This window comes from Streptomyces finlayi (genome assembly GCF_014216315.1).
In the GTDB taxonomy this organism is placed as follows: domain Bacteria; phylum Actinomycetota; class Actinomycetes; order Streptomycetales; family Streptomycetaceae; genus Streptomyces; species Streptomyces finlayi_A.
This window is the reverse complement of sequence record NZ_CP045702.1, coordinates 5,264,744-5,287,775: the sequence shown is the minus strand read 5'-3', so window position 1 is coordinate 5,287,775 and position 23,032 is coordinate 5,264,744. Positions and strand designations below refer to the sequence as shown.

General features: G+C 68.5%; 18 protein-coding genes. 16 read left to right on the top strand and 2 right to left on the bottom strand.

From position 1 onward, the window contains the following. Positions 1-5 precede the first annotated feature (5 nt). The 9 genes from F0344_RS24375 to F0344_RS24335 all read left to right on the top strand — a co-directional run bounded on the left by F0344_RS24375 (position 6) and on the right by F0344_RS24335 (position 7,030). On the top strand, positions 6-1,526 hold the full coding sequence (locus F0344_RS24375) for a sensor histidine kinase (RefSeq protein WP_185300807.1): 1,521 nt from the start codon (positions 6-8) through the stop codon (positions 1,524-1,526). A 73-nt stretch (positions 1,527-1,599) separates the two neighbouring features. Then, positions 1,600-2,115 (top strand): roadblock/LC7 domain-containing protein, encoded by a 516-nt coding sequence (locus F0344_RS24370; RefSeq protein WP_185300806.1) that lies wholly within the window; start codon positions 1,600-1,602, stop codon positions 2,113-2,115. Beyond that, complete coding sequence (locus tag F0344_RS24365) at positions 2,112-2,525, top strand: DUF742 domain-containing protein (RefSeq protein ID WP_185300805.1); 414 nt, start codon at positions 2,112-2,114, stop codon at positions 2,523-2,525. Before F0344_RS24370 ends, F0344_RS24365 begins: the two co-directional genes overlap by 4 nt. A gap of 52 nt (positions 2,526-2,577) precedes the next feature. Then, on the top strand, positions 2,578-3,210 hold the full coding sequence (locus F0344_RS24360) for a GTP-binding protein (RefSeq protein WP_185300804.1): 633 nt from the start codon (positions 2,578-2,580) through the stop codon (positions 3,208-3,210). After that, a complete protein-coding gene (locus F0344_RS24355; RefSeq protein ID WP_185300803.1) occupies positions 3,210-3,851 on the top strand; it encodes a GAF domain-containing protein in 642 nt (213 codons plus the stop codon). The genes F0344_RS24360 and F0344_RS24355 overlap by 1 nt, the downstream gene beginning before the upstream one ends. 87 nt (positions 3,852-3,938) lie before the next feature. Further along, complete coding sequence (locus F0344_RS24350) at positions 3,939-5,192, top strand: acyl-CoA dehydrogenase family protein (RefSeq protein ID WP_185300802.1); 1,254 nt, start codon at positions 3,939-3,941, stop codon at positions 5,190-5,192. A gap of 128 nt (positions 5,193-5,320) precedes the next feature. Continuing rightward, positions 5,321-5,806, top strand: a complete 486-nt coding sequence (locus F0344_RS24345; protein ID WP_258050091.1) for a helix-turn-helix transcriptional regulator — start codon at positions 5,321-5,323, stop codon at positions 5,804-5,806. Between the two features lie 79 nt (positions 5,807-5,885). Further along, positions 5,886-6,458, top strand: coding sequence for a hypothetical protein (locus F0344_RS24340; RefSeq protein WP_185300801.1), 573 nt, complete (start codon positions 5,886-5,888; stop codon positions 6,456-6,458). Further along, positions 6,455-7,030 (top strand): DUF6624 domain-containing protein, encoded by a 576-nt coding sequence (locus F0344_RS24335; protein WP_185300800.1) that lies wholly within the window; start codon positions 6,455-6,457, stop codon positions 7,028-7,030. Before F0344_RS24340 ends, F0344_RS24335 begins: the two co-directional genes overlap by 4 nt. Positions 7,031-7,219: 189 nt before the next feature. Here F0344_RS24335 and F0344_RS36095 read toward each other — a convergent pair whose 3' ends face one another. Together F0344_RS36095 and F0344_RS24330 are read right to left on the bottom strand one after the other, a co-directional pair. Then, positions 7,220-7,354 carry a hypothetical protein gene (locus F0344_RS36095; RefSeq protein WP_258049725.1) on the bottom strand — a complete coding sequence of 45 codons (135 nt, stop codon included), beginning with the start codon at positions 7,352-7,354 and terminating at the stop codon, positions 7,220-7,222. Positions 7,355-7,421: 67 nt separating this feature from the next. Then, complete coding sequence (locus F0344_RS24330) at positions 7,422-8,639, bottom strand: IS701 family transposase (protein WP_185300799.1); 1,218 nt, start codon at positions 8,637-8,639, stop codon at positions 7,422-7,424. Positions 8,640-9,030: 391 nt separating this feature from the next. Here F0344_RS24330 and ccrA point away from each other — a divergent pair, with 391 nt between their 5' ends. The 7 genes from ccrA to F0344_RS24295 are packed head-to-tail and all read left to right on the top strand — an operon-like array spanning position 9,031 to position 22,689. Further along, a complete protein-coding gene (ccrA, locus tag F0344_RS24325) occupies positions 9,031-10,377 on the top strand; it encodes a crotonyl-CoA carboxylase/reductase (RefSeq protein ID WP_374940115.1) in 1,347 nt (448 codons plus the stop codon). 2 nt (positions 10,378-10,379) lie between these two features. Further along, positions 10,380-17,876, top strand: a complete 7,497-nt coding sequence (locus tag F0344_RS24320; RefSeq protein WP_185300798.1) for a type I polyketide synthase — start codon at positions 10,380-10,382, stop codon at positions 17,874-17,876. Then, a complete protein-coding gene (locus F0344_RS24315; protein ID WP_185300797.1) occupies positions 17,860-18,648 on the top strand; it encodes a class I SAM-dependent methyltransferase in 789 nt (262 codons plus the stop codon). Before F0344_RS24320 ends, F0344_RS24315 begins: the two co-directional genes overlap by 17 nt. Next, positions 18,645-19,505 (top strand): TauD/TfdA dioxygenase family protein, encoded by an 861-nt coding sequence (locus F0344_RS24310; RefSeq protein ID WP_185300796.1) that lies wholly within the window; start codon positions 18,645-18,647, stop codon positions 19,503-19,505. Before F0344_RS24315 ends, F0344_RS24310 begins: the two co-directional genes overlap by 4 nt. Beyond that, on the top strand, positions 19,506-20,297 hold the full coding sequence (locus F0344_RS24305) for a phytanoyl-CoA dioxygenase family protein (RefSeq protein WP_185300795.1): 792 nt from the start codon (positions 19,506-19,508) through the stop codon (positions 20,295-20,297). It begins immediately after the preceding gene. Further along, positions 20,294-21,520: a cytochrome P450 family protein gene (locus F0344_RS24300; RefSeq protein WP_185300794.1), complete on the top strand. Its 1,227-nt coding sequence runs from the start codon at positions 20,294-20,296 to the stop codon at positions 21,518-21,520. Before F0344_RS24305 ends, F0344_RS24300 begins: the two co-directional genes overlap by 4 nt. Further along, entirely contained in the window at positions 21,517-22,689 is a 1,173-nt protein-coding gene (locus F0344_RS24295) for a serine hydrolase domain-containing protein (RefSeq protein WP_185300793.1), read from the top strand. Before F0344_RS24300 ends, F0344_RS24295 begins: the two co-directional genes overlap by 4 nt. Positions 22,690-23,032: the final 343 nt, after the last annotated feature.

The window sequence follows — 23,032 nt, the reverse complement described above, 5'->3', positions numbered from 1 at the left end:
TTCCCATGCCTGACAGCGCGTTCCCGACACGGCCGGCCACGACCGGCCACCGCCGCAGGCGGTCGCCACGGACCGATGCCTTCACGATGCACTGTGTCCGTCGTGCCGTGGTGCTGCCACTGCTGCTTCTTGCGGGCCTGCTGGGCGTCGCCTTCACCGTCTGGTCGACCGCCGCGGTGGCTCTCGGCTGGCTCCTGCTCGGCCTGGTCTGCGGACTGGCCGGGGTCGCACTGGTAGCGGCCCGCGGAGTGCGTACGGCCGCCGACGCCGTACAGACAGCCACGGAGGAGCGACGCACGGCGGTGCTGACCGCCGTCACGGGAGCTGCGGCGGCCGTCGAGAAGTCGGTGGCGTGGTCGGCGGACGAACTGTGCCGAGGGGCACGACCGCCGCTGCCGGACATGCAGATGCCGCAGCCGGCCAGTGCGACCGCAGAGATCGACAAGGCGCTCAGTGCACTCCAAATGCAGGCCGTCGCCTCGCTGATACGCGTGCACGACGAGTCCCAGTCCGTCGTCCTTCTAGAAGTGCTGCGCCGCCTGGCCACACGGGAGCACGCCTTGGTCAGTAAGGCCCTGGCGGCGCTCAGTCAGCTGGAGATGCTGACCGACGACCCGGAGCTGCTGTCAAAGATCTTCGAGATCGATCACCTCGTGACGCGGATGCGTCGTCAGGTGGAGAGCACGGCGGTGCTGGGCGGACAGTCCTTGCGCAGCGTGCGCCGGCCGGTGCCCATCACGACCACACTGCGTGGTGCGGTCTCCGAGGTGGTGCAGTACCCGCGCGTGGTGGTCGCGGCCGGTTCCGTGGGGGGTGAGCTGGGGCTTCCCGGACACGTGGGTCCGGACCTGACGCACCTGCTGGCCGAGCTGATCGAGAACGCCTGCGAGTGCTCCGATCCGGCAACGAAGGTGACGGTGCGGGCGCAGCGAGTGCCGAACGGCCTGGCGGTCGAGGTCGAGGACAGGGCCATCCCTATGCACCCGCAGACCCGTGCACGGATGAATCATCTACTCAAGGCCCCCAATGAGGTCGATGTCAGCGGTCAGGTGCGAGACGGACAGCTCGGCTTGCTGGTCGCCGCGAAGATCGCCCAGTCACACGGGCTGTCCGTTCTCCTGCAAGAGAACGTGACGGGAGGCACGACGGCTCTGGTCGTCATTCCGGCCCGGCTCCTCGTAGCGATTCCCCCTGTAGGTGACGCGGGCGCTCGACGCCGGGAAACACGCCCCTCCACACTCCCGCCACGGCAGGCTGCCGCAGCGCCGGCTGCCCCTTCTGCAGGACAGATCCACCACCCGATCACCGTGGGCCCGCCGGGAGCCGACGTGGCGGGGCACGCTGCTCCAGCGCCCGATCTTCCCCGGCGTACACGGCAGGCAGAGACCTTCCCTCCACCACGTGAGCGGGAGCAAGCCCCCGCGACAGCGGCGACGCCAGGGCTCGCAGCCGCCTTCCGCACCGGCATCAAGGCCGGCGGGGCAGCCGGTTCTCCTCCCGCCTCGGCCGAGCAGCCCAGGACCTGACTATCGCCCGTCCCCTCCGCGTTCCCAGTGGCCCGGACATATCCGCCGGCCCTTCCCCCTTCTGGAGCACCCCATGAGCACCCACCCCGAGATGAACCCGACGACCGGCGTCGCGCCCGCATCCGAGACGACGGCCAGCCATCAGCGGGATGACATGGCCTGGCTGCTGCGGCAGTTCGCCATCGACGCTCCGGGCGTCACGCACGCCGTCCTGCTGTCGCGGGACGGGCTGCGGCTGCTGGACAGCGACATCGACAAGGACTGGGCGGACGAACTGTCGGCCGCGCTCAGCGGAGTGGCCTCCCTCGCGTCGAACACCACCGGCCCCAGCCGCCAGAAGCTGCCGGCCCGGCAGGTCATCATCGAGCGCGACGACTGCCTGTTCTTCATCCAGAGCGCCGGTCGCAGCGCGGCCTTCGACGACCACCCCGGCAACGAACGCGGTGAGGTGGACACCGTCCTCGTCGTCATCACTGCCCCGGACGCCGACGCCGGGCCCGTCGGATTCGAGACGGCGCGCCTTATCCAGAAGTTCGCCCCCTACATGCAGATCCCCGTCCGCGTCGGCACAGGTGATGAGGTCCGGTGAGCACCCACGGCGATGCGGCCGAGGACTCGACGTTCGTGCGGACCTACACGCTGACGCGCGGGCGCACCAGGCCGCGACACCTGCTCGGGCTGGACACCGTGCTGGACGTCGGCCCCGGACGGCCCGGCCCGGGTCAGGCCGAGGAGTGCGACGAGATCCTCGCGCTGTGCCGGGATCACCGGCGGTCGGTGACCGAACTGGCGGGACGGCTGGGCCGCCCCGTCACCGCCGTCAAGATCCTCGTCTCGGACCTCCTGGACGCCCAAGCCCTGGTCGTCTCCGTCACCGCTGCCTACGCCGCCTCCGACGCAGATGCGGATGAACGTCCCACCACCCACCTATTGGCGGCCCTCTCGGTGGGCCTGAAAAGAAAGTTTCCCGATGCCATCGCCTACCGCCAGGCCGGATGACCCGCCTGTGGGATTGCGGACTTCGGCGCCCTCGCATGCTGGTGCACCGACCGTGCTGAAGATCGTGATCGCCGGGGGCTTCGGCGCCGGCAAAACCACCGCTGTGGGCGCGGTCAGCGAGATCACGCCGCTGAGCACGGAGGAGTACCTGACCGAGGCGAGCACGGACGTGGACAGCCTGGAAGGCGTCGAGGCCAAGCAGACCACCACGGTCGCCTTCGACTTCGGCCGCCTCAGCCTCCCCGACGCGCCCGTACCTCTGGAACTGTTCCTGTTCGGCACGCCCGGCCAGGACCGGTTCGTCGACCTCTGGTACGACCTCTCCCGGGGAGCCGTCGGCGCGGTCGTCCTGGTCGACACCCGCCGCCTGGAGAGCAGCTTCACCCCCGTCAGCTTCTTCGAGGACATCGGCCTGCCCTTCGTCGTCGCCGTGAACCACTTCGACGGAGCCCACCGCTATCACCCTGAACAGGTCCGCGCCGCGCTCGACCTGCCCGCCTCTGTACCGGTGGTCACCGACGTTTCGCCCCGTTGGGCGGTGGGGGCGAGGGCGACCTCGTGGGACGCCCGCAATCCGAGCCACGTCGCCGGGGTCCTTCTGGCCCTCGTCGGCCACGCGGTGCAGAACGCACCGGCAGGACCCGCTGCTCGCCCCACATCCACCACCACCCTCCAGGACGCCTGATGTCATATCAGCCCAACGACCCCCACCTCGTGCCCCAAGCCGCCCCGCCCGCCCTGTCCTTGCCGCAACGCGGCATGCGCAACGGCACCCACGGGTTGCCCATCCCAGCCGGCGCTGCCGTCACCGGCCCGCAGGCCCAGGAGTCCACCGAACTGGCGCAGCGGTACGAGCTGTTGGAGCGCCTGGGCCTGTCCACCGCTCCCAGCGAAGACTTCGACGAGCTGGCCCGCGACATGGCCGAGAAGGCCGGGTTCCTGTACGGGTTCGTCAATCTGTTCCTGGAGGAGCAGACCTTCGTCGGACTGCACCAGCCGCCCGCGGACAGCGGATACGTCATCGTCGGCCGCACCATGAGCCACGACCACGGCTGGTGCCCGGAGGTCGTGGCCCGCAAGAAGGCCCTGCCGCTGCACGACGTGCACGCCAGCCCCCGCTTCAGCGGCAACCACGTGGTCGACGCGGTCGGCATCCGCTCCTACTTCGGCGCCCCGCTCATCCACGAGAGCGGCACCGTGCTGGGCACGGTCTGCGTCATCGACCCCGAGAAGCGGCCCCTGAGCGAGGCCCGGCGGCTCAGAGACATCGTCATCAGCACGGGAGCCCAGGTGATGGACCGCATCGCCCCCGCGCCCGTCCGCTAGACCCGTTTCACCACCCCCACCCGGGACCTGCTAGCGATCCCCGGCCGCTCCACCGCGCGACCTTCACCCAGGGAGAGGGAGACGACCATGACCGCCACACCCGCCACACCGCCTCCGGCGCTGCGTCCGTATCTCACCGCCCGCCACGAACTGCTGTGGAACGAGGCGGACGCCTTCGCGGCCGAGCACGTCGCGCCGCGCGCCGTACGGATGGAAGCCACTCCGGGCCGGGTGGAGCGCAAGGTCGCCGATCTGATGGCCGCGCGGAAATGGTTCGCCGTCACTGTCCCGCCCGCCTTCGGCGGCCTGAGCGCCGGCCATGTGGCCAAAACGGTCCTGCTCCACCGCGTCGGCTGCGTCTCGGCTGCTGCCGCGGCCATCCTGCAGGCCACCCTGATCCCCGTCGGCGCCCTGTTGCACTTCGCCACCTATGAACAGAAAGTCCGCTGGCTGCCGGGGGTGGCGGACGGTTCGCTGCTCCTGTCGATCGCGGTGACCGAGCCGACCGCCGGCGGGCACATCGGCGGGATCGAGACCACAGCTGAACCCGCCGGCAACGAGTGGGTGATCACCGGCAACAAGGTTCACATCGGCAACAGCCATCTCGCGGGAGCCCACCTCGTGATCGCCCGGACAGCCGAGGCAGGCGTGCGTACCTCCCATGCGCTGACCGCGTTCATGGTCGAATCCGACCGCCCCGGACTCTCCATCGCTGACCACCGCCCTGGCCTCGGCCTTCACGGCTTCTCCGCCGGCCGCCTCGACCTCGACAACGTCCGCGTCCCCACGGAAAACGTGGTCGGCGAAATCGGCCAGGGTCTGAGCGTGGCCCAGAGCAGCAGCATCCTGTACGGCCGTCCCAACCTGGCCGCCGTCAGCCTGGGCATCCACGAGGCGGTCGCCGCCACCACGACCTCCTACCTGAAGGCCCGGCCCCGCTACCGGGACGCCCTGGCCGATCTGCCAGTCCTGCGGGACCGCGTCGGCGACATGGAGGCCCGCCTGCGCGCCGCACGCATCCTGGCCTACCAGTCGGTGCATCTCCTCGACCAGGGCCTGCCCTGCGACGCCGAACTGATCAACGCGAAGTACCTGGGTCACCAGTGGGCCATGCAGTCAGTTCAGGACTCCATGGAACTGCACGGCGCCCAAGCCCTCGACCGCGAGTACGTCCTCCAGCGCCTGTGGCGCGACATCCAGCACACCTACCCCCCGGCCGGGACCGGTGAAGTCCAGCGAATACGCCTCGCCGACGCCGCCTTCGACGAAGACCACATCCAGTGGTCCGAACGCCTCGCCGCCGAAGCCGCCTGGGCGCAACCTGACCCCACCGCCGCATGAACCCCCGCGCGCGGCACCCCGTGAATCCTGACCGCCGCGCGTGGGCCCGTGCCGCCGGCCCCCGTCCCCCGCGGAGGCCGGCGGCACCCCTTCCGGAAGCCGTCCACCCAGCCGAGAAAGAGACACCCGTGACCCCGTCCACGACGACCAGAGCGCCGATCACACCGCTGAAGCCGACCCACCAGCGTGTCGCCCAGCACCTTGTGGACGGTCACACCGCCCAGGACATCACCACGAGGACCGGACTGTCGCCCCACACGGTCCGTCAGTACGTCCGCGACATCCGGGTGAGCGTCCACTGCCCGCCTCGCTGCAAGCCGCAGGTACTCGTGCATCTCCTGTTGGCCGCCGAGCAGGTCGCTCCACCCGCCCCGGAGCGGCCGGCGCCTGAGCTCAACTCGGAGCAGCAGCTGCTGCTGAAGGCGGTCGCTGAACTCAGCTCCCCCCGCGACATCGCCCTCGCCGCCAAGATCGCCCCCGCCGATCTCCGGTCCGCACTCGCGAACTGCTCGACGAGACGGGCACCGCCGACGTCACCCAGCTCGTCGTTTTGGCCCACGCCTGGCGCCTACTGGGCACCAAGCCGACCGGCACGGTGGAGAGCGGAGCAGTGAAGTGAACACGTCACCCGTCGCACCGTCCTCCGAGCCGTCTCCCGCACCACTGCACCCGCGCGCACCAGGCTTATCAGCCGTGTACGAGATGCGGACTCTGTGCACGGACGCCGAGCGGGACGAGGCCGCCGCGCTCGTCCAGGACCGTCAGAGATGGCTCACCATGCGCGGCCTGCCGGTACCCGCCCGAGCCGATGTCCCAGCCCTGTTCCGCAATCCGCAGTCGAAGCCGGCCGGACTGTTCGAGGACGGTCTGCTGCTGGCCTGCATGATCCCGCAGCGCGCGCCCGACCTCGGCTGGGGTCAGGGCCCGTGTCTCTTCCTGAGCTGCATCCACACCCTGCCCGACCGCTCCGACGACACCATCCAGCTGATCACCCTGTGGGCCTCCGACTTCGCCGCCCGACGCGACCTGCCCCTCGTGCGCGCCGAGGCCCTGGCCCGCTATCCCCTCGACGTTGATCCGATCGCCCCGTTCCTTCGTCGGCTCACCGACATGGGCTGGGACGTGCGCGGATCGGGCACGGGGCAGCACGAGGAGCGGGCCGCTCGCCTCGAACTTATCGCCGAGCAACGTTCTGGACTGAGCGCGCTCATCGCCTGCCAGGTCCACGAACCGCAGTCCTCCGCAGACAGCCGGACCATCACGTGACGGCCGCCGAACCGCTGCGGCCGGACCTCGCACGCGAACTCATCGACCGAGCCACGAAGGCGGCAGCGCGCAGAGCCAAGCGCCTGCGCAACCAGCTCGACGCCGTCCAACTCGGCCAGGACCGACACGCCGACCACGCCGACACCAAGGTGCTGCGCCGCGTCCTGGCCGAACACGACTGGCCCGGCCACCGCCTCGTCGGCGCCGAAGCGGCACGTGCCGCCTGGAGCCTGGCTCTTCACGCCGACGACGACGCCGATTTCCAACGGGCGGCCACCACCCTGCTGGAGCGCGCAGTGCAGGACGGCGACGCGCGTGTCCAGCACTGGGCCCACCTCTACGACCGCACCCTGGTCAACAGCGGTCGCCCCCAGGAGTTCGGGACTCAACAGGTCCTCACCGCAACAGGAGTCGAGCTGTGCCCGGTGCGCGCGCCCGACTCCTTGGACCAGCGAAGGGCCTCCATCGGGCTGCCACCGATCGCCGCCGCCCTGAATACGGTGCGTCAGCGGCTCGCCCCGCATGGCCATGCCGACGACGCCCCGACCGTCGTGCTCGCGGGGGCCGAATGACCAGCTGGCCCCGCCCACTCCACCGATCCGACGCCCGACCGCAGCTCCCTATACCTGAAAGGACCGTTGCCCTATGAAGGTCACCACCGCTGTCCTCGCTGGTGGCGCCGCCATCTCCCTCGCCCCCACCGTGGTCGGAGCTGGCCGGCTCAGGCAGGACGCACGGCACCAGTACTACAGCCGGTGTTGTCACGGTGAGTGGTCTCGTTGGCGGTAGTGGCTGATGCGGGCTCTGGTCTGGTGTCGGCGGCGCCAGCGGTTCCAGTGGAGGGCGAGCCAGGTCCTGGCGGCGCGGGCGGGAGCCAGGACGATGCGGTCGTACATGCGGCGGATCTCGTTCAGGGACAGCGGGACGGCGACTTCCTCTCGTTCGCTGGTCGGGCCGATGGAGTCAGGTGGTGGCCCGGTGGGTTGGTATGCGTCGGCTCCGTACGTCGGAGAGGAAGGCCAGAGCGAGCATGCACACCGTGGTCTGCCGGTACCAGGAGCACCACTTGCGGACCTCGTGCTGGTCGAAGCCGACTTCGTTCTTCGCGGCCTGGAAGGTCTCCTCGACCATCCACCGCTGACCAGCGGCGATCACCAGATCGGCCAGGGTGGCGCCGGGGGCGTGGTGGCACAGGAAGTAGGCGACCTCGCGGACGAGTTCACCGGCCTTGTTCTTCTTGTTCGGCACCGGGGATCGCCGGATCAGCAGGGTGCGCTTCAGTCCGGCGGCGGTGTCGGCCAGGTCGACGACGGCGAAGTCGTAGGCGCGCGGGCCCTTGGCCCCGTCCGCACAACTGCGTCGCTCCATCAGCGTCTCGGGAACTCTCGCCCACAGCTGCCGGGCCTCTTGGGTGCGGCCGTCGGCCAGGGTGAGGACCTCGTTCTTCGGGATCGCCATCACGTAGTGGACCTGGTGTTCTTCCAGCCAGGCGCGCAGCGACCGCGAGCCGCCGTAGAGCTCGTCGGCCAGGAAGTAGGTGAAGGCCACTCCTGCCGCAAGAGCACGCTCGACCATGCGCCGGGCCAGCTCCGGCTTGGTGACCACGGTGCGGGCCCGCTCCTCGGGCACCCCGGCCTCCTCGCAGCGTCGGCGGTGTTCCTCGCCGCGGCCCGCCCAGTGCCGCCCGGCATACAGCTCCCGGTCGATGATCGCCCGCCCGCGCGAGGATCCGTAGGAGAGGTGCACGCTGACCTGGGCGTTCTCGACCTGTCCGGTGACACCGGTGTACTGACGGGCCACCCCGGCACTCTTGGTGCCCTTCTTGATGTCACCGGTCTCGTCCGCGATCAGCACCGCGTCCTCGGCCCGCAGCGAGTCCACCACGAACTCCCGTACATGATCCCGCAGTTCGTCGGCGTCCCAGGACGCACGGGCCAGGAAGTCCTGCAACCGGTCCGGCGAGGCATGCCCGGCCGCCTCCGCGACCTGCCACATGTTCTTGCGCGGCACATCCGACAACAGCCCGCGCACCAGCGCCCGCAGGTTCTCCCGCGAGGCCGGCCGACGGAACACGTCATCCACCGACGCACACAGCGCCTCCAGATCCGCATCCCAGGACCGGACCTCGTCCGCAGTCAACTCATCACGCCGGACCAGACCCGGCGGCAGCATCAGCCCCATACACCGCCAACGAGTCCGATCATCATCACGTCACGTGAACGACCGGCTGTAGTACCAGGCCGAGCGGAACGAGGCGACCGTCGCACGGAACCAGCTCGACTGGCATGAACCCGGGACGACCGTGAAGCGAGCCGAAACCCTCACCGAAAACGTCCGCCTGAGACAGCAGCGAGGTTAAAGATCAGGCCAATGCCTCACGAATCACATCGGCCGTGACCGAAAATTATGTTGACTGGTTCGCGGCGGCCTGCAAGCGTGACCACCATCAGCCGGGGAATCGCTGAGATGGGCCAACCCAAAACTCTTGGGCAGCCTTACGGGAACCTTTGGAGCGACAGGAGGAATTCCTGCCGCCCAAGGCTGCTCTTGTTCACACCATTGGAGGGGTGCCGTGACTGCCCACATGACTGATGCGGTGCTCGCAGAATCATCGAGGGAGATTATCGAGCAGTGTCCGACACCGACGTCCACCACCGGTCTTGTGATTCGGAGATCCGACCAGCGGATGTTCGAAGGTCAAGCCGAGTCGGCTATTGACGTCCGGAAGTCGCTCCACGTGGAGGAGGTTCCGTTGCCGGACCTCGCGGCCGACGAGGTGTTGGTCGCCGTCATGGCGTCGGCGATCAATTACAACACTGTCTGGTCCGCAATGTTTCGGCCGATCCCCACATTCCGGTTCCTTGATAAACTGGCGAAAGGAAATCCCGACCTCGCCCGCCATGCAACCGACCAGCATATTCTGGGTTCGGATGCGGCCGGAGTCGTCGTTCGAGCAGGGCCGTCCGTTCGCCATTGGCGCGTCGGCGATCACGTCGTTGTAGGCACCCTGCATACGGATGAACAGGATCCGATCACGCAATGGGACGGGATGCTTTCCACGTCTCAGCGCGCCTGGGGATTCGAGACGAATTTCGGTGGCCTCGCCCACTACGCGATCGTCAAGGCGACTCAGCTGCTCCCCAAACCTGCTCACCTCACCTGGGAAGAGGCGGCCTGCAGCACCCTGTGCCTGATGACGTCGTACCGGATGCTGATCAGCGATCGCGGTGCCCGGGTCAAGATCGGCGACTTGGTGCTGGTGTGGGGTGCGACCGGTGGTCTGGGGGCTTACGCGACCCAGTTGGCGAAGGCGGCCGGCTGCCAGGTGGTCGGCGTCGTCAGCAGCGCGTCGAAGGTGGAACTTGCGCGGTCGATCGGATGTGACCTCGTCATCAACCGCTACGACGCGCCCGGTGCCGACGGGCTCTCGTCCCTTGAGGGTTGGCGGTGGCTGGGCAGCCGAATACGGGACCACTTCGGCGAGGACCCACACTGCGTCTTCGAGCACGTGGGCCGGCCGACCTTCGGTGCCTCCGTCTACCTCGCTCGTCGCGGCGGCACAGTCGTCACCTGCGGTTCGAGCCACGGCTACGTGCATGAGTTCGACAATCGTCACCTGTGGATGAATCTGAAACGGATTATCGGAAGTCATGGTGCCAACTACCAGGAGGCAGCTGAGGCGAACCGACTGGTGCAAATGGGCCGGATCATGCCGGCTCTCTCCGAGGTGCATCCGTTGACCGAGTCGGCGGAAGCAGTCCACCGGGTGCATCGAAACGTCCACATCGGCAAGGTCGGGGTGCTGTGCCTGGCCCCCAGTGAAGGCTTGGGCGTCACAGACCTCGAGCTTCGGGCCAGCATCCCGGCGGAGCGGCTCCGCCTTTTCCGCAGCGACGGCCCGACCGTGAAAGGCGCATGACGATGTCTTTTGTGGACCTGATCGTGGAGACGATCGAACGGTGTCCGGACGTCGTCGCGGTGCGGGACTCGAAGCGGGCACTCACGTTCCGTCAGCTCGGTGGGCTGAGCGCGGCCCTCGCCGTGTCCATTCAGGACACCGCCGGATCCTACGAGCCCGTCGTGATCGACGTGCCGCGCTCGGTGGGCATGGTGGTCGCGAGCCTCGCCGTCCTGCGATCGGGGCGGGGGTGCGTCCCTGTTGACCGTACCCAACCGACGCGGCGGACCGAGACGATCCTCGCGAACACCGGCGCGCGCTATGTGATCCGCGAAGCGGAGCCGGCCGACGGCAGTGCCCTGCACTTCGACGTCACCCCGCTCCCCGCCGCGGGCCACCGGTCCAACGACCGCGCGGACGAGCTGGCGTATGTACTCCACACCACCGGATCGACCGGAGAGCCCAAGGGCGTGGCGATGGGACGCGGGCCCCTGTCGGGTCTCGTGGACTGGCATGTCCGCACCGAGGGCAGTTCCACCGCCCCGCACACAGCGCAGTTCGCGGCCGCCACGTTCGATGTCGCGTGGCAGGAGATCTTCACCAGCCTGGCCCTCGGCGGCACGCTGCACATCGTCCCCGACGACGTGCGGCGGGACCCCGCCCGCCTGCTCGACCATTTCGCCGATGTCGGCATCACCCGCGTGTTCCTCCCCACGGCCATCCTGCAGGCGGTGGCGAATCGCGGCCGGAGCCGACCAAGGCTCACCGCGCTCCAACACGTCTTTGTGGCCGGTTCACAGCTTCGTATCACGCCCGAGATCCGCGCATGGTTCGCCCACCTCGGGAGCGCTCGGCTGCATAACCACTACGGGCCTGCGGAGACCCACGTCGTCACCAGCCACACGCTTGGTCAGAACGCGTCACAGTGGCCCGACCTGCCGCCGATCGGCCAACCACTCCCCCACGTCTCGGTGCGCATCGCCGACGCCGACAGCACCAACCCGCGGGCCGAGGAGGCCGACGAGTCGGGCGAGGCGGGGGAGCTGTTGCTGGGCGGGGACTGCCTGTCGTACGGCTACCGGAACCGTCCCGAGCTGACCGCCGAGCACTTCATCGAACGTGACGGCCGACGGTGGTACCGCACCGGGGACCTCGCCCGTCACCACGACGGCGAGCTGTGGTACCTGGGCCGTATCGATCGACAGGTAAAGATCGACGGGCACCGCGTGGAGCCGGGCGAGGTGGAAGTGCTCCTCGCGCGCCACCCCGACGTCAGTGACGTGCACGTGGCCGTCTCCAACGATGGGCAGGGCCGGCCGCGACTCGTGGCGTATGTGGTGTCGGAGTCGATACCGACAGTTCCCCCGCCGGAGGACGACCGTCCGACGAGTGGGCAGAGCGGGCAGAGTGGGCAAGTGCTGGGTGTACGGGAGGCGGATCCACCGTGGAGGGGCTTCCTCGCCCCGCTGCTACCAGGACCCTCCGTGCCGTCGCTCTGGATCCGGGTTGACACGATTCCCTTGAATGCGCACGGCAAGGTGGACGCCGCGCGGCTCCCGGACGTCGCGCGCGACCGCCCGTCGCTGTCGGTCACGTACTCGGCCCCCAGGACGTCGTCGGAGCGACTCATCGCCGGCATCTGGGAGACTCAGCTCGATGTGGTCGGGATCGGCCGTGACGACAACTTCTTCGACCTGGGTGGCTCCTCGCTGCTCGCCGCCGCAGTGGTCGGCGACATCTCGGCCGCCCTGGGCATCGAGTTCCCGCTCGTCGAGGCGTACGCGCACCCAACCGTGCGAACCCTGGCCCAGCACCTGGACTCCCGCGATCTGCCGGTCACCGCTCCCGTGCGGCGACGTGTGCGGCGCCCGACCGGTGACGGCGTCGACATGCCAGTGGCCATCGTGGGCCTCGCCTGCCGGTTCCCCGATGCCAGCACTCCGGCGGGGTTTTGGTCCAACCTGGTGACCGGCCGGGAAAGCATCACCCGCCACGGCGACGGCCCGGACGAGCGTGGTCGCACGCGCGCGGCGGGCATCTTGCGTGACATCGAGCTGTTCGACGCCGGCTTCTTCGGCATGTCTGGTGAGCAGGCGCGGCAGCTGGACCCGCAACACCGGCTCTTCCTGGAATGCTGTGCCGAGGCGTTGGAGGACGCCGCTTGCGTACCGCGGCCGGATCTCTCGGTGGGCGTCTACGGCGGTTCTGGCCCGAGCACCTACTTGCTGAACAACCTGTTGCCTGGGCAGGGGGTCCGATCGCTGACGTCCTCCGTGGACGATTTCAGCCTGCTGATGGCCAACGACAAGGAGTTCATGGCCGGGCGGGCGTCGTATGCGCTCGACCTGCGCGGCCCAAGCCTGAATGTGAACGCGGCCTGCGCCACCTCGCTCTACGCCCTGCACGCCGCGATCCAGGCCCTGCGGTCCGGCACCTGCGATGTCGCACTGGCCGGTGCGGCGTCGATCTCGGTGCCGCAGATGTTCGGTTATCTGTACCAGGAGTCCATGCCGTTCTCGCCGGACGGCCATTGCCGGGTGTTCGACCGCGACTGCGCCGGCACAGTGTTCGGCAACGGCGTCGGTGTGATCGCCCTCAAGCCGCTGGACGCCGCGCTCGCAGCCGGTGACGACATCTACGCGGTCGTCCGCGGCAGTGGGATCTCCAACGACGGCGCACAGAAGGTCGGCATGACCGCGCCCAGTGTGGCCGGGCAGGAGCGGGCGATCCGGATGGCGCTGGACGCGGCCGCGATCGCCCCCTCGACGATCCGGTACGTCGAAGCGCACGGCACGGCCACCCCGGTCGGCGACGCCATCGAGATCGAGGCGCTGCGGCGCGCCTACGGGCCGCTGCCCGTCGCCTCGTGCGGCATCGGCTCCGTCAAGGGCAATCTCGGACACCTCGGATGGGCGTCGGGCATGGCGGGTCTGCTCAAGGCGGTGCTCATGCTCCGGCACGGGCAGGTCCCGCCGACCCTGCATTTCCAGCAGCCGAACCCGGAGCTCAGTCTCGGGAACAGTCCTTTCACTGTCGTCGACCGGCTCAGCCCGCTTCCGACGGAGGACGGCGTCACCCGGCTGGGGGTCAGCGCCTTCGGTATCGGTGGGTTCAACGCCCATGTGATCCTCGAACAGGCACCGGAGCGGACGGCGCGTGACGAGGAGCAGCGCCGGTGGTACGTACTCCCGTTCAGCGCCAGGTCCGACGCCGCACGCGGCCGCGTCCTGGAAGCTTGGCGTGACGACGCGCTCAACTCCGTTGCCGTGCCTGACACCGCCAGAACTCTTGGCACGGGCCGACGCCACCACGCTTGGCGCACGGCTGCCGTGGTGGCCGCCGACGAGGCCATCGCCGACGGGCTCAGCCGGGTCGGCGGGGACCACTCGGCGAGTCCGTATCCAGGCACCGGATCGGTCGTCGGGCTCTTCGCCGGACACGGCGTCGAGCGCCGAGGGACGGGGCAGGAGCTCTATGACACGGAGCCCGTCTTCCGCACGGTGCTCGACAGCTTCGACACCGTGACGAAGGCCGAGCTGAGCACGACCGTAAGCAGCCTGCTGTATGCCCCCGACAACCAAGATCTGCCGATCGACGACCCGGTCGAGGTGCACGCGCTCACCTTTGCCGTCCAGTTGGCGCTGTTCCAGCTCATGGAGTCCAAGGGCGTGCGGTTCGACGTGCTCCTGGGACACAGCATGGGGCAGTACGTTGCCGCTTGCGCGGCGGGTGTGTTCTCGGCCGAAGAAGGCATGCACGTCGCCATCGAGCGGGGCCGGGCGATCCAGGACACCGCGGCGGACGGGACCATGATGACCGTGGTCGCGGATGCCGCGACGGTGATGCGGCTGATCGAAGCGACCGACTCTCAGGTGGACATCGCGGTCGTCAACAGCGACCGCAACACGGTGGTTTCGGGCCTTGCGGAGGACCTCGACCGGTTCGGGGCCGCCGCGGCCTCGGCCGGACTCGAGGTACGTTCACTCGGCTCGCTGCGGGCTGGTCACTCCCGGTGGATGCGACCGGCGGCCGACCGCCTGCTTCACGCGTTCGGCCGAATCTCACTCAATCCGGCCACCCGTACGGTCATCTGCAACACGACCGGCGACATAGCTGGTGACGACATCGCCACGCCGGCCTATTGGGCGCGGCATCTGTGCGAGACCGTACAGTTCGGGCCCGGGCTCGCCCGGGCCGGGGAACTCGGTGCCGGCTCGTTCTTCGAGCTGAGCGGCTCCTCCGGACTGCTGTCGCTCGCGCACACCGTGCTTCCCGACCATCCCGGCCCCTTCGTCCCCGTTGTGCGCGCGCGCCATGACGCGTCGCGCACCCTGGCTCAGGCGCTGGCCTCGGCGTACGAGGCTGGCCTGGACCTCGACTGGGACGCCGTCAACGGTGACGGGGGTCGTCCGGCACACCTGCCCACCTACCCGTTCGAGCGACGCCGCCACTGGACTGGGCCGTCCGCCGTCTGGTCGGGCGACTACGGCGTCGAGGACGCGGGCCGGGCGCCGATCCACGAGGTCCGTTGGCTGCCGCATCCCCTGCCGGATTCCCGTCCGCCCCTCGCCGCGGGGCAGGTCGTCGCCGTCGGCCCCGATGGCCCCTGGAGCGCCACGGTCCGTGCCGCTCTGTCGGCCGAGAATGACTTCTCCGAGGGGCGCGACATCGTGGTCCTCTTCGAGGAGGACGACCTGGACAGCGGAGTCGACCCGGTCGAGGCCCTACGCCCGTGCATCACGCGCGTGCTCGATGTGGTGCGGGGCGCGATCTCGGATCCCGTCGGCGACCCGCCGAGGCTCTGGCTCGTGACCAGGGGTTCACAACGAGTCTCCGCCGATGACAGGGTGGCCCCCCTGAACCGTGCGGTATGGGGTCTGGGCCGAGTGGTTGCCCTGGAGCAGCCCCAGCTCCGCACGGTCCTTGTCGATCTCCCGACGGCTTCTGCCGCGGCCGATCTCGACATGCTCCGTTCGTGCCTCGCCAGTGGTACGGCGGAGCGCGAACTGGCCATCCGCCAGGGCACTCTGCTGACCGCGCGCCTAGCCGCCGCCGCGCCACAGGATCATCCACCGGCGTTGCTCCGCGCGGACCGGACCTATCTCATCGTCGGCGGCTTGACCGGCTTCGGACTCTGGACTGCCCAGGTCCTCGCGAACAGCGGAGCCCGGCATCTGTTGCTGGTCGGCCGTCGCCCACCCGGTGAACGCGCCGAGGAGCGCATCGCGGAGCTGCGCGCGGCCGGTGTTTCCGTCGAGACGGAATCGGTTGACGTGTGCGACGAGGATGCCGTGGACGGGCTCTTCGCCGACCGTCGGGCCACTCGTCCGATCGGTGGCATTGTGCACAGTGCGGGGATCCTCGACGACTCCCTCGTGGACAAGGCGTCCTGGACCACAGTGGCCCCGGTGCTAACGGCGAAGGTACGTGGAGCGTGGAATCTGCACCGGTCCGCTCTGCGACACCAGGCACCCTTGTCCTTCTTCGCCATGTACTCGTCAGCTACTGCGGTGCACGGCAACTTCGGGCAGGCCGCGTACGCTGCCGCCAACGCGTTTCTCGACGGCCTGGCCCAGCTGCGTTCGGCCATTGGCCTGCCCGGTGTGTCGTTCAACTGGGGCGTGCTCAAGAACGCCGGGCACGTCAGTGATGACGCCGAACTCATGGCGGCACTACGGCAGCGCGGCCTCGGTACGGTCGACGCCGGCGTAGCCGAGGCGGTGCTGCGCCGCCACCTGTGCGCCGACACAGCCGAGGTGCTGGTCCTGCCGAATGACTGGGAGGTGTTCCTCGACGCCCACGATTTGAATGACGCCTCGTTCTACGCCGAGCTCAGTGCGACCGCGTCACCAGTGCGAGCTCCACGTCCGGAGACATCGCTACGGGCACAGCTCGATGGGGCGCCTCTCACTGAACGCACGGAGCTGCTCGCGCTCGCCATCACGGCCATGATTGAGCGTTACATCGATCTGCCGACCGTACTCGGACCGGACGACCCGATCGCAGATCTCGGTTTGGACTCACTGTCGATGATCCAGCTGCGGAACACCCTGCAGAGCGCGCTCCAGATGCCGTTGCCGCCACGCCTGCTTCTGACCCACCCCACCATCGCCGGCATCACCGAGTCCCTGCTGACTCGCCTGGACGATCTCTCCACCGAGGAGTCACCGGAGATCAGACCCGCGCTCTCCCTGGAGCAGCGTCGCTGGCTCAGTCTGACCCGCGGGGCCGGCTATGGATTGCGGGTCGTGCCGGCGATCTTCCACGACCGGCTCGACCGGGCCGCGCTGCGCGTCGCCCTGCACACGGTCGTCGACCGGCACGAATTGCTGCGGCAGTACTACCCGGAGGCGAACTCGATCACGGTGCTGTCAGCCGACGAGGTTCTGCCGCCTGAGGACGACCTCTTCCGGGACCTCACGACCATGGACGAGGAGGACTGCGCCGAGGCTGTCGCTGGCGAGCTGCGGCAACTCCGCGAGGAGATACCCAATCCGGTCGAGCATCCGTCGTGGCGGGTTCGTTGCCTCAACCTGCCGGATGACCGGTTCATGGTGGCCGTGGCCGGCCAACACCTGGAGTTCGACGGATCCGGGCTGTCGGTATTCGTCGGTGAACTGCGCCAGGTCTATCAGGAGGTCCGGGACGGCGGAGCAGTACCCGACCTCGGCCGGACGGTCCAGTACGCGACGTACACGCGGGCTCAGGCCGACTACCTCGCCGACTCGATCGACCGGGAGAGGCCCTACTTCGCCGGGCTGTTCGCCGGCGTGCCGGGCCGGACCCAGCTGCCCGGCGCCGACCAGGGCGGTACGACCGAGGCGCACCCCTCGCTGCGGTACACACCCGGCAAACCACTGGCGAACATGGACGACATCCGGGGCGTGGCGAAGGAACTAGAGGTCACTCCGTTCTCGGTCGTCCTGAGCACCTACGCGGCACTCATGGCGGAGGTCGTCGGCGCGCCCGCGGTGTGCGTGTCCATGATCCGCAGTTCTCGCTTCGACGAGCGGTACGCTGGCACGATCGGGCCCTTCACCATGCCGTTCCCGGTGCCGATCCACGTCCAGGGCTGGGGCGCCCGCGAGCTGGTCCAGCAGGTCGACGACACGCTGGCGACCCTCTCCACCCATCCGCAGTACCCCGCCACGGACCTGCTGACCACGGCCCGGGCGTTCACCGGGCTGCCGCTGGACACCTACTTCAGTGACGTCGGCATCAACTTCACCAGCTACCGCCGCGAGGAGCAGACGGGCACGCCACGCGTCGACCTCGTCGAGGTGCTCGGCGAGGTCGAGCACCCGCTCCTGCGCCGCTACGACTTCGGCTCGCTGCGCCGCATTCCCGGGCTTCACCTCGTGGTGGCGGAACAGGGGCCGGATCTGGTCGTCAACTACTGGTACCACGCGCACCGCTTCGCTGAGGCGACGGTGGCGACCTGGGCCGACCGTCATCGGGCCCTCATGGCGTCTCTGCTGGCCGCCGACACACGGGAGTCAATCAATGTCGCGGTCGACTGATCTGTACACCAGGCGGGCCGAGTCGTACGCAATCGGCCGTCCGGAATATCCACCGGACGCGCTGATGCCGCTGACGGCGATCGTGGGTGTCGCTCCACCCGCGGAGATCGCCGACATCGGTTCCGGGACGGGCATCCTGACCGGCAGCCTGCTCGGCCTCGGGTACCACGTGTACGCGGTCGAACCCAACGAGGCCATGCGGTTGGTGGCCGACCGCGTACATCTCGGCCACCGGGGTTACCGCTCGGTCGCGGCGGCCGCGGAACATACCGGGCTGCCGGACCAGTCGGTCGACGCGATCACCGTGGGGCAGTCGCTGCACTGGTTCGACCTCGCGCAGGTGCGGGTGGAGTTCGCCCGGATCCTGCGGCCTGGGGGCGGGCTTCTGGCTTTGTGGAACGAGATGCGATGCCGCAACTGCGCGTTCTGCCAGGCGCTCGAAGGCGTGCTGATCAGCCTGCTGCCCGCCTACGCGGCGGCCAGGGCACAGGCACCGGACCCCGTTGAGCTGGTGACCGCAGCCATGCCGCCCGGCACCTCGATACACCCGTCCCACCTCCGGCACGAGCAGCACGTGACAGAGGAGGGGCTCTGGCACCGGATCCACTCCACGTCCTATGCCCCGGAACGCGGCGACCCGTTGGCGGAACAGCTCAGGCATGCGCTGGCGGTGCTGTTCCGTGAGCACGCCGCCGACGGGCTGGTGACCCTCCACTACACGACTACGGGCATCACCGCGGTGCCGCCCGGTTCGAAGGGAGTGCGGCCGTGATCACGATCCGCCCGCTGACGGCCCACGGCCTCGGAGCTGTGGTGACCGATGTCGATGTGGCCCACCCGCTCGATGAGCCCACGTTGGACCTGCTCGTCGAGACTCTCTACACGGCCGGCGTGGTCCTGCTGCCCGGCCAACGGCTGACTCCCGAGTCGATGCGGGCGTTCGCCGAGGCCCTGGGGGTGCCGGAATCCGTGCGCCCGGCCGAGCATCGGCTTCCCGGCATGGAGCACATCCGGCTCCAGTCCACCATCGCGGGCAGCGGGGTGGACGGTGGCGGCATGTACTGGCACGCCGATGGTTCCTGGCAGCCGGTCCCCACTGCGGCGACGCTGCTCGGTTGCATCGTCGCGCCGGAGGGCGGCGGGACAACCAGCTTCGTCGACGGACGTGCCGTCCATCGCGCTCTGGCACCGGAACTCCAAGTAGAAGTCGGTGCCTTGGCGGGCTTCTATCCGGTGCGCGAGACCATGGCCGCCGATCACATGGCGTCCGGCATCGACGACCCCGACATGTTGGCGTCGTTGAAGGACGTCCATCACCCGCTTGTCCGTCCGCACCCGGCGACGGGTGAGGCCGCGCTGATCCTGAACCAGATGATGCTGGCGAAGCTCGCTGACTACGACCGGGATCGCGGTGCGGCACTCTTGGACGAGCTCTACGCGACCGTCGAGAGTACCGCCTTCACTTACGTCCACGAATGGACCGACGGTGACCTGCTCGTGTGGGACAACCGGATCGTCATGCACCGTGCCCAGCCGGTTCCGCCGGAGGCGACGAAGGTCACGTGGCGGATCACCTTGCATTCAATCGAGCGAACCGTCGCCGCGGGCGGCACCGGGAAGGGAGCATAAATGGAAACGAGCGAGCTGCTGGATGCCGACACGCTGAGCCGGTTCAAGCAGGACGGCTTCGTCAAAGTCAGCAACGTGTTCCCTGTGGAGCTGGTCAGCCGACTGCGCGACGCGCTGGTGGCGGAGCGCACCGCGTACAACGCCGGGGAGCGAGACGGTGATCCCCGCTATACCTTTGCGCGGACATCCTCCGTCCAGGTGATCTCGAACCTGTGGCGGATCATCGACGAGTTCGCCGACCTGTCGGTCCACGCCAAGCTGGCCGAGATCGCCGGTCGGCTCATGGGGATGGACCGCGTGCGGCTGTACCACGACTCGATGCTCTACAAGGACTCCGAGAACAGGGCCGTCCCGTGGCACCAGGACGAGTACTTCGCCCTCCTCGAACGGGTGGTCACCGCCTGGGTGGCACTCGCCCCGGTGCGCCGTGAGGACGGTGCGGTCATCTACGCCCGTGGCTCCCACCAGGACGGCCTGTTCAACAAGCAGGGCATGTCGGACGAGGACGTAGCCGAACTCCTCCAGGAAAAGGGGTACGAGTTCTGCTGCCCGGACATGTCCCCGGGTGATGTCCTGTTCCACACGGGAACGCTCTTCCACCGGTCCGATCGCAATGAGACCCAGGACCCGCGCTACGCGTTCACCGCGTTCTTCTGCGAGGACGGTCAGCGGTTGCGGGCGCAGCCGTTCGGTATCGACCTCGTGGACCTGGTCTACTTCCCGGGTCGGGAAATCGGTGACCTGGCCGACTCGCAGTACAATCCGTTGGTCTATGAGCGGGGGGCCGAATGACCACGATTCGCGAGCTGCCGATATTCGACAACGACTTCAAGGCCGATCCGTTCCCGTTCTACGACGAGCTCCGGGCCTCCGGGTCGCTTGCCCAGGTGCGGCTCCCCACCGGGGTTGTGTGCTGGTTGCTGGTCGACTACACGCACATCCGGGCGCTCATCAATGATAATCGTCTCTCGAAGAACTCCCGGTTCGCCGGGCCGAGCTGGCATTCCGTGCACATCAACCGGGATGGCGAGACGTCAAGACCGGTCCTGGAGCACCTGCTGACGGTGGACGCGCCGGAGCACACCCGGCTGCGTGCCCTTGTCGCGCCCGACTTCCGGCCGCGTCGGCTGGCCACGCTGCGGCCCATGGTGGAGGCCGTCGTGTCCGAGGCGCTCGATCGCCTGGACCCGGACACGACGGTCGACTTCGCCACCGAGTTCGCCGCGCTCGTGCCCCTGATCGTCATTTGCGAACTGCTGGGGGTCCCCGTAGCGGACCGGCAGCGGTTCCGTCGCTGGGCCGAGCTCCTCATGTCCGCGGACGAGACGGAGCAGGCGCTCATCCCGGGCGCGGCGCGGGAGCTGTCCGACTACCTGCTCGCCCTGGCGGACGAGCGGCGGGCCGCCCCGGACGACTCCCTGTTCTGCCGGCTCGTCCAGGCTCGCGACCGGGGCGAAATGACGGACCGGGAGCTGGCCGCGATGGGGTTCATCTTGCTGGTCGCGGGCCATGAGACCACCGCCGGCCTGCTCTCGGCCGGTCTGTTGGCTCTGCACGAGACGCCCGGGGCATGGCAACGCCTCTGCGACGCACCGCAGGACACCCCTCGCATCGTCGAGGAGCTGCTCCGGTTCTGCTCCCCGATTGAGGTGGCGACACCGAGGTTCGCCCGCGAGGACATAGAGGTGGGGACGCAGACCATCAAGGCTGGTGACACCGTCTTCCTGAGTTTGGCTGCCGCGAACCGCGATGGCAGCCGGTTCGACCAGCCCAACGACGTCATCGTGGACCGGGCGGGAGGTGGTCACCTCGCGTTCGGCCTGGGCCCCCACTTCTGCCTGGGCGCGGGTCTCGCGAGACTGGAGGGGGAGGTGGCGTTCGCCGCCCTCAGTAACCGCTTCCCCGACCTCGCGCCTGTCGGTGGCCAGGAGACACTGATGTGGTCGCCCGGACTGCTTCTCCGCGGTCTCAAGACACTCCCGGTGCGGCTTCGTCCAGCCCTGGACCGGCCATGACCGGGCGCGTTCATGGCTCCGTCCACACCGGATTCGCGGCGGTTCGGGATGTTCTGAGCGAGCACCTCTCCGCCGGCCTGGACTTGGGCTTCAGCTTCTGTGCCTACCACCGCGGCGAAGTCGTCGCCGATCTATGGGGCGGGCATGTCGACGTGGACCGGCGACTGGACTGGCTTCCGACCACGCTGCTGCCGCTCACATCGATCACGAAGACGGTGCTGACCACCACGTTGTGGCGGCTGGCAGAGCTGGGTGACGTGGACATCGAAGCGCCCGTGAGTAGCTACTGGCGAGAGTTCGGCGCCAACGGGAAGGCCGACATCACGGTGGCCACCGTGATGTCGCACCGGGCCGGAATCCCCGCGTTTCCGGATCCGATCACTCTGGCTGACGAGCTTGAGTGGTGGCCCGTCGTCCGGAAGATCCAGAATCTGACTCCCTTGTGGAAGCCGGGGGAGGCTCACGGATACCACGCCATCGTGCTTGGTTTCCTGACCAGTGAGCTCATCCGGCGGGTCACCGGGGCGCCAGCGAGCGCGGCTGTCCGTACACATGTCATCGACCCTCTCGGCATCGACCTGCACATGTCACTGAGCTCGGATGACACACGGCGTCTCGCCGAAGTGCTACCCCCGTCCGACGACCAGGTGCCCGAGGTGGTGCCCGCAGAGCAGCGCGAGTATGTTGCGGGCTTCGTCGATCAGGACTCCCTGCTGTACCGGGCGACATTCGGCTCAACCGCCATGACCTTCAAGGACATGAACAACCCGGCATATCACAGCACGGAGCGCCCGGCCGCCTACGGCACCGCGCACGCGGTCGCAAAGATGTTCGCCGCCCTCGTATCGGACATCCCCGAGGGTCGGCTGCTCAGCCCGCGATCTGTGCGGATGGCGGCGTTGGAGCGCTCGTCGGGAATGGACGAGGTCTTCCGCCTCCCCACCCGCTGGGCCGGCGGCTTCATGCTTCCCGGCGGTCCACTGTGGCCGGATTTCGGGCGCCCCGCCTTCGGGCACATCGGCTCCACCGGCGCACTGGCCTTCGCCGACCCGGAGTACGAGTTCTCCTTCGCGTTCCTGCCCAACAAGATGAAGAGCGTGTACGAGGTACCGGACCGCCGCGCACAAGCGCTGATCCGTACCTGCTACGCGGCGCTCGAGGGGATGTGAAACGAGGGAAGCGATCCGCCCTCAAGCCATCTACCCGAATGCCGGGCAGTCGTATTCGCCCCCGACGGTCACTGGGCTCATTTCTATCGGAACCGATATGCGCACTGAAAGATGCAAAGGCAAGGCAAGCCGGACCAATCTCTGCCAGTACAACATCTTGCGGCCGTAGTGGTTTGACCTCCCGTTATCGCTTCCCTCGGGAATCAGACCGACATGTCCATATATCGACGCCCCGCACTTTTTCAATTATGAACGTGATGCCAGGGATTGGAGCTGGCCGCATCGCCATCACGGCCGGCGCGGTCAGCACGCCACCTCGGGAGAGAGGGCAGCGTTCTGTAGT

Coding starts and splice junctions, on each gene's coding strand:
- F0344_RS24375 (WP_185300807.1), top strand. CDS start 6: ATGCCTGACAGCGCGTTCCCGACACGGCCGGCCACGACCGGCCACCGC.
- F0344_RS24370 (WP_185300806.1), top strand. CDS start 1,600: ATGAGCACCCACCCCGAGATGAACCCGACGACCGGCGTCGCGCCCGCA.
- F0344_RS36095 (WP_258049725.1), bottom strand. CDS start 7,354: ATGTACGACCGCATCGTCCTGGCTCCCGCCCGCGCCGCCAGGACCTGG.
- F0344_RS24350 (WP_185300802.1), top strand. CDS start 3,939: ATGACCGCCACACCCGCCACACCGCCTCCGGCGCTGCGTCCGTATCTC.
- F0344_RS24295 (WP_185300793.1), top strand. CDS start 21,517: ATGACCGGGCGCGTTCATGGCTCCGTCCACACCGGATTCGCGGCGGTT.
- F0344_RS24305 (WP_185300795.1), top strand. CDS start 19,506: ATGGAAACGAGCGAGCTGCTGGATGCCGACACGCTGAGCCGGTTCAAG.
- F0344_RS24330 (WP_185300799.1), bottom strand. CDS start 8,639: ATGGGGCTGATGCTGCCGCCGGGTCTGGTCCGGCGTGATGAGTTGACT.
- F0344_RS24320 (WP_185300798.1), top strand. CDS start 10,380: ATGTCTTTTGTGGACCTGATCGTGGAGACGATCGAACGGTGTCCGGAC.
- F0344_RS24355 (WP_185300803.1), top strand. CDS start 3,210: ATGTCATATCAGCCCAACGACCCCCACCTCGTGCCCCAAGCCGCCCCG.
- F0344_RS24315 (WP_185300797.1), top strand. CDS start 17,860: ATGTCGCGGTCGACTGATCTGTACACCAGGCGGGCCGAGTCGTACGCA.
- F0344_RS24300 (WP_185300794.1), top strand. CDS start 20,294: ATGACCACGATTCGCGAGCTGCCGATATTCGACAACGACTTCAAGGCC.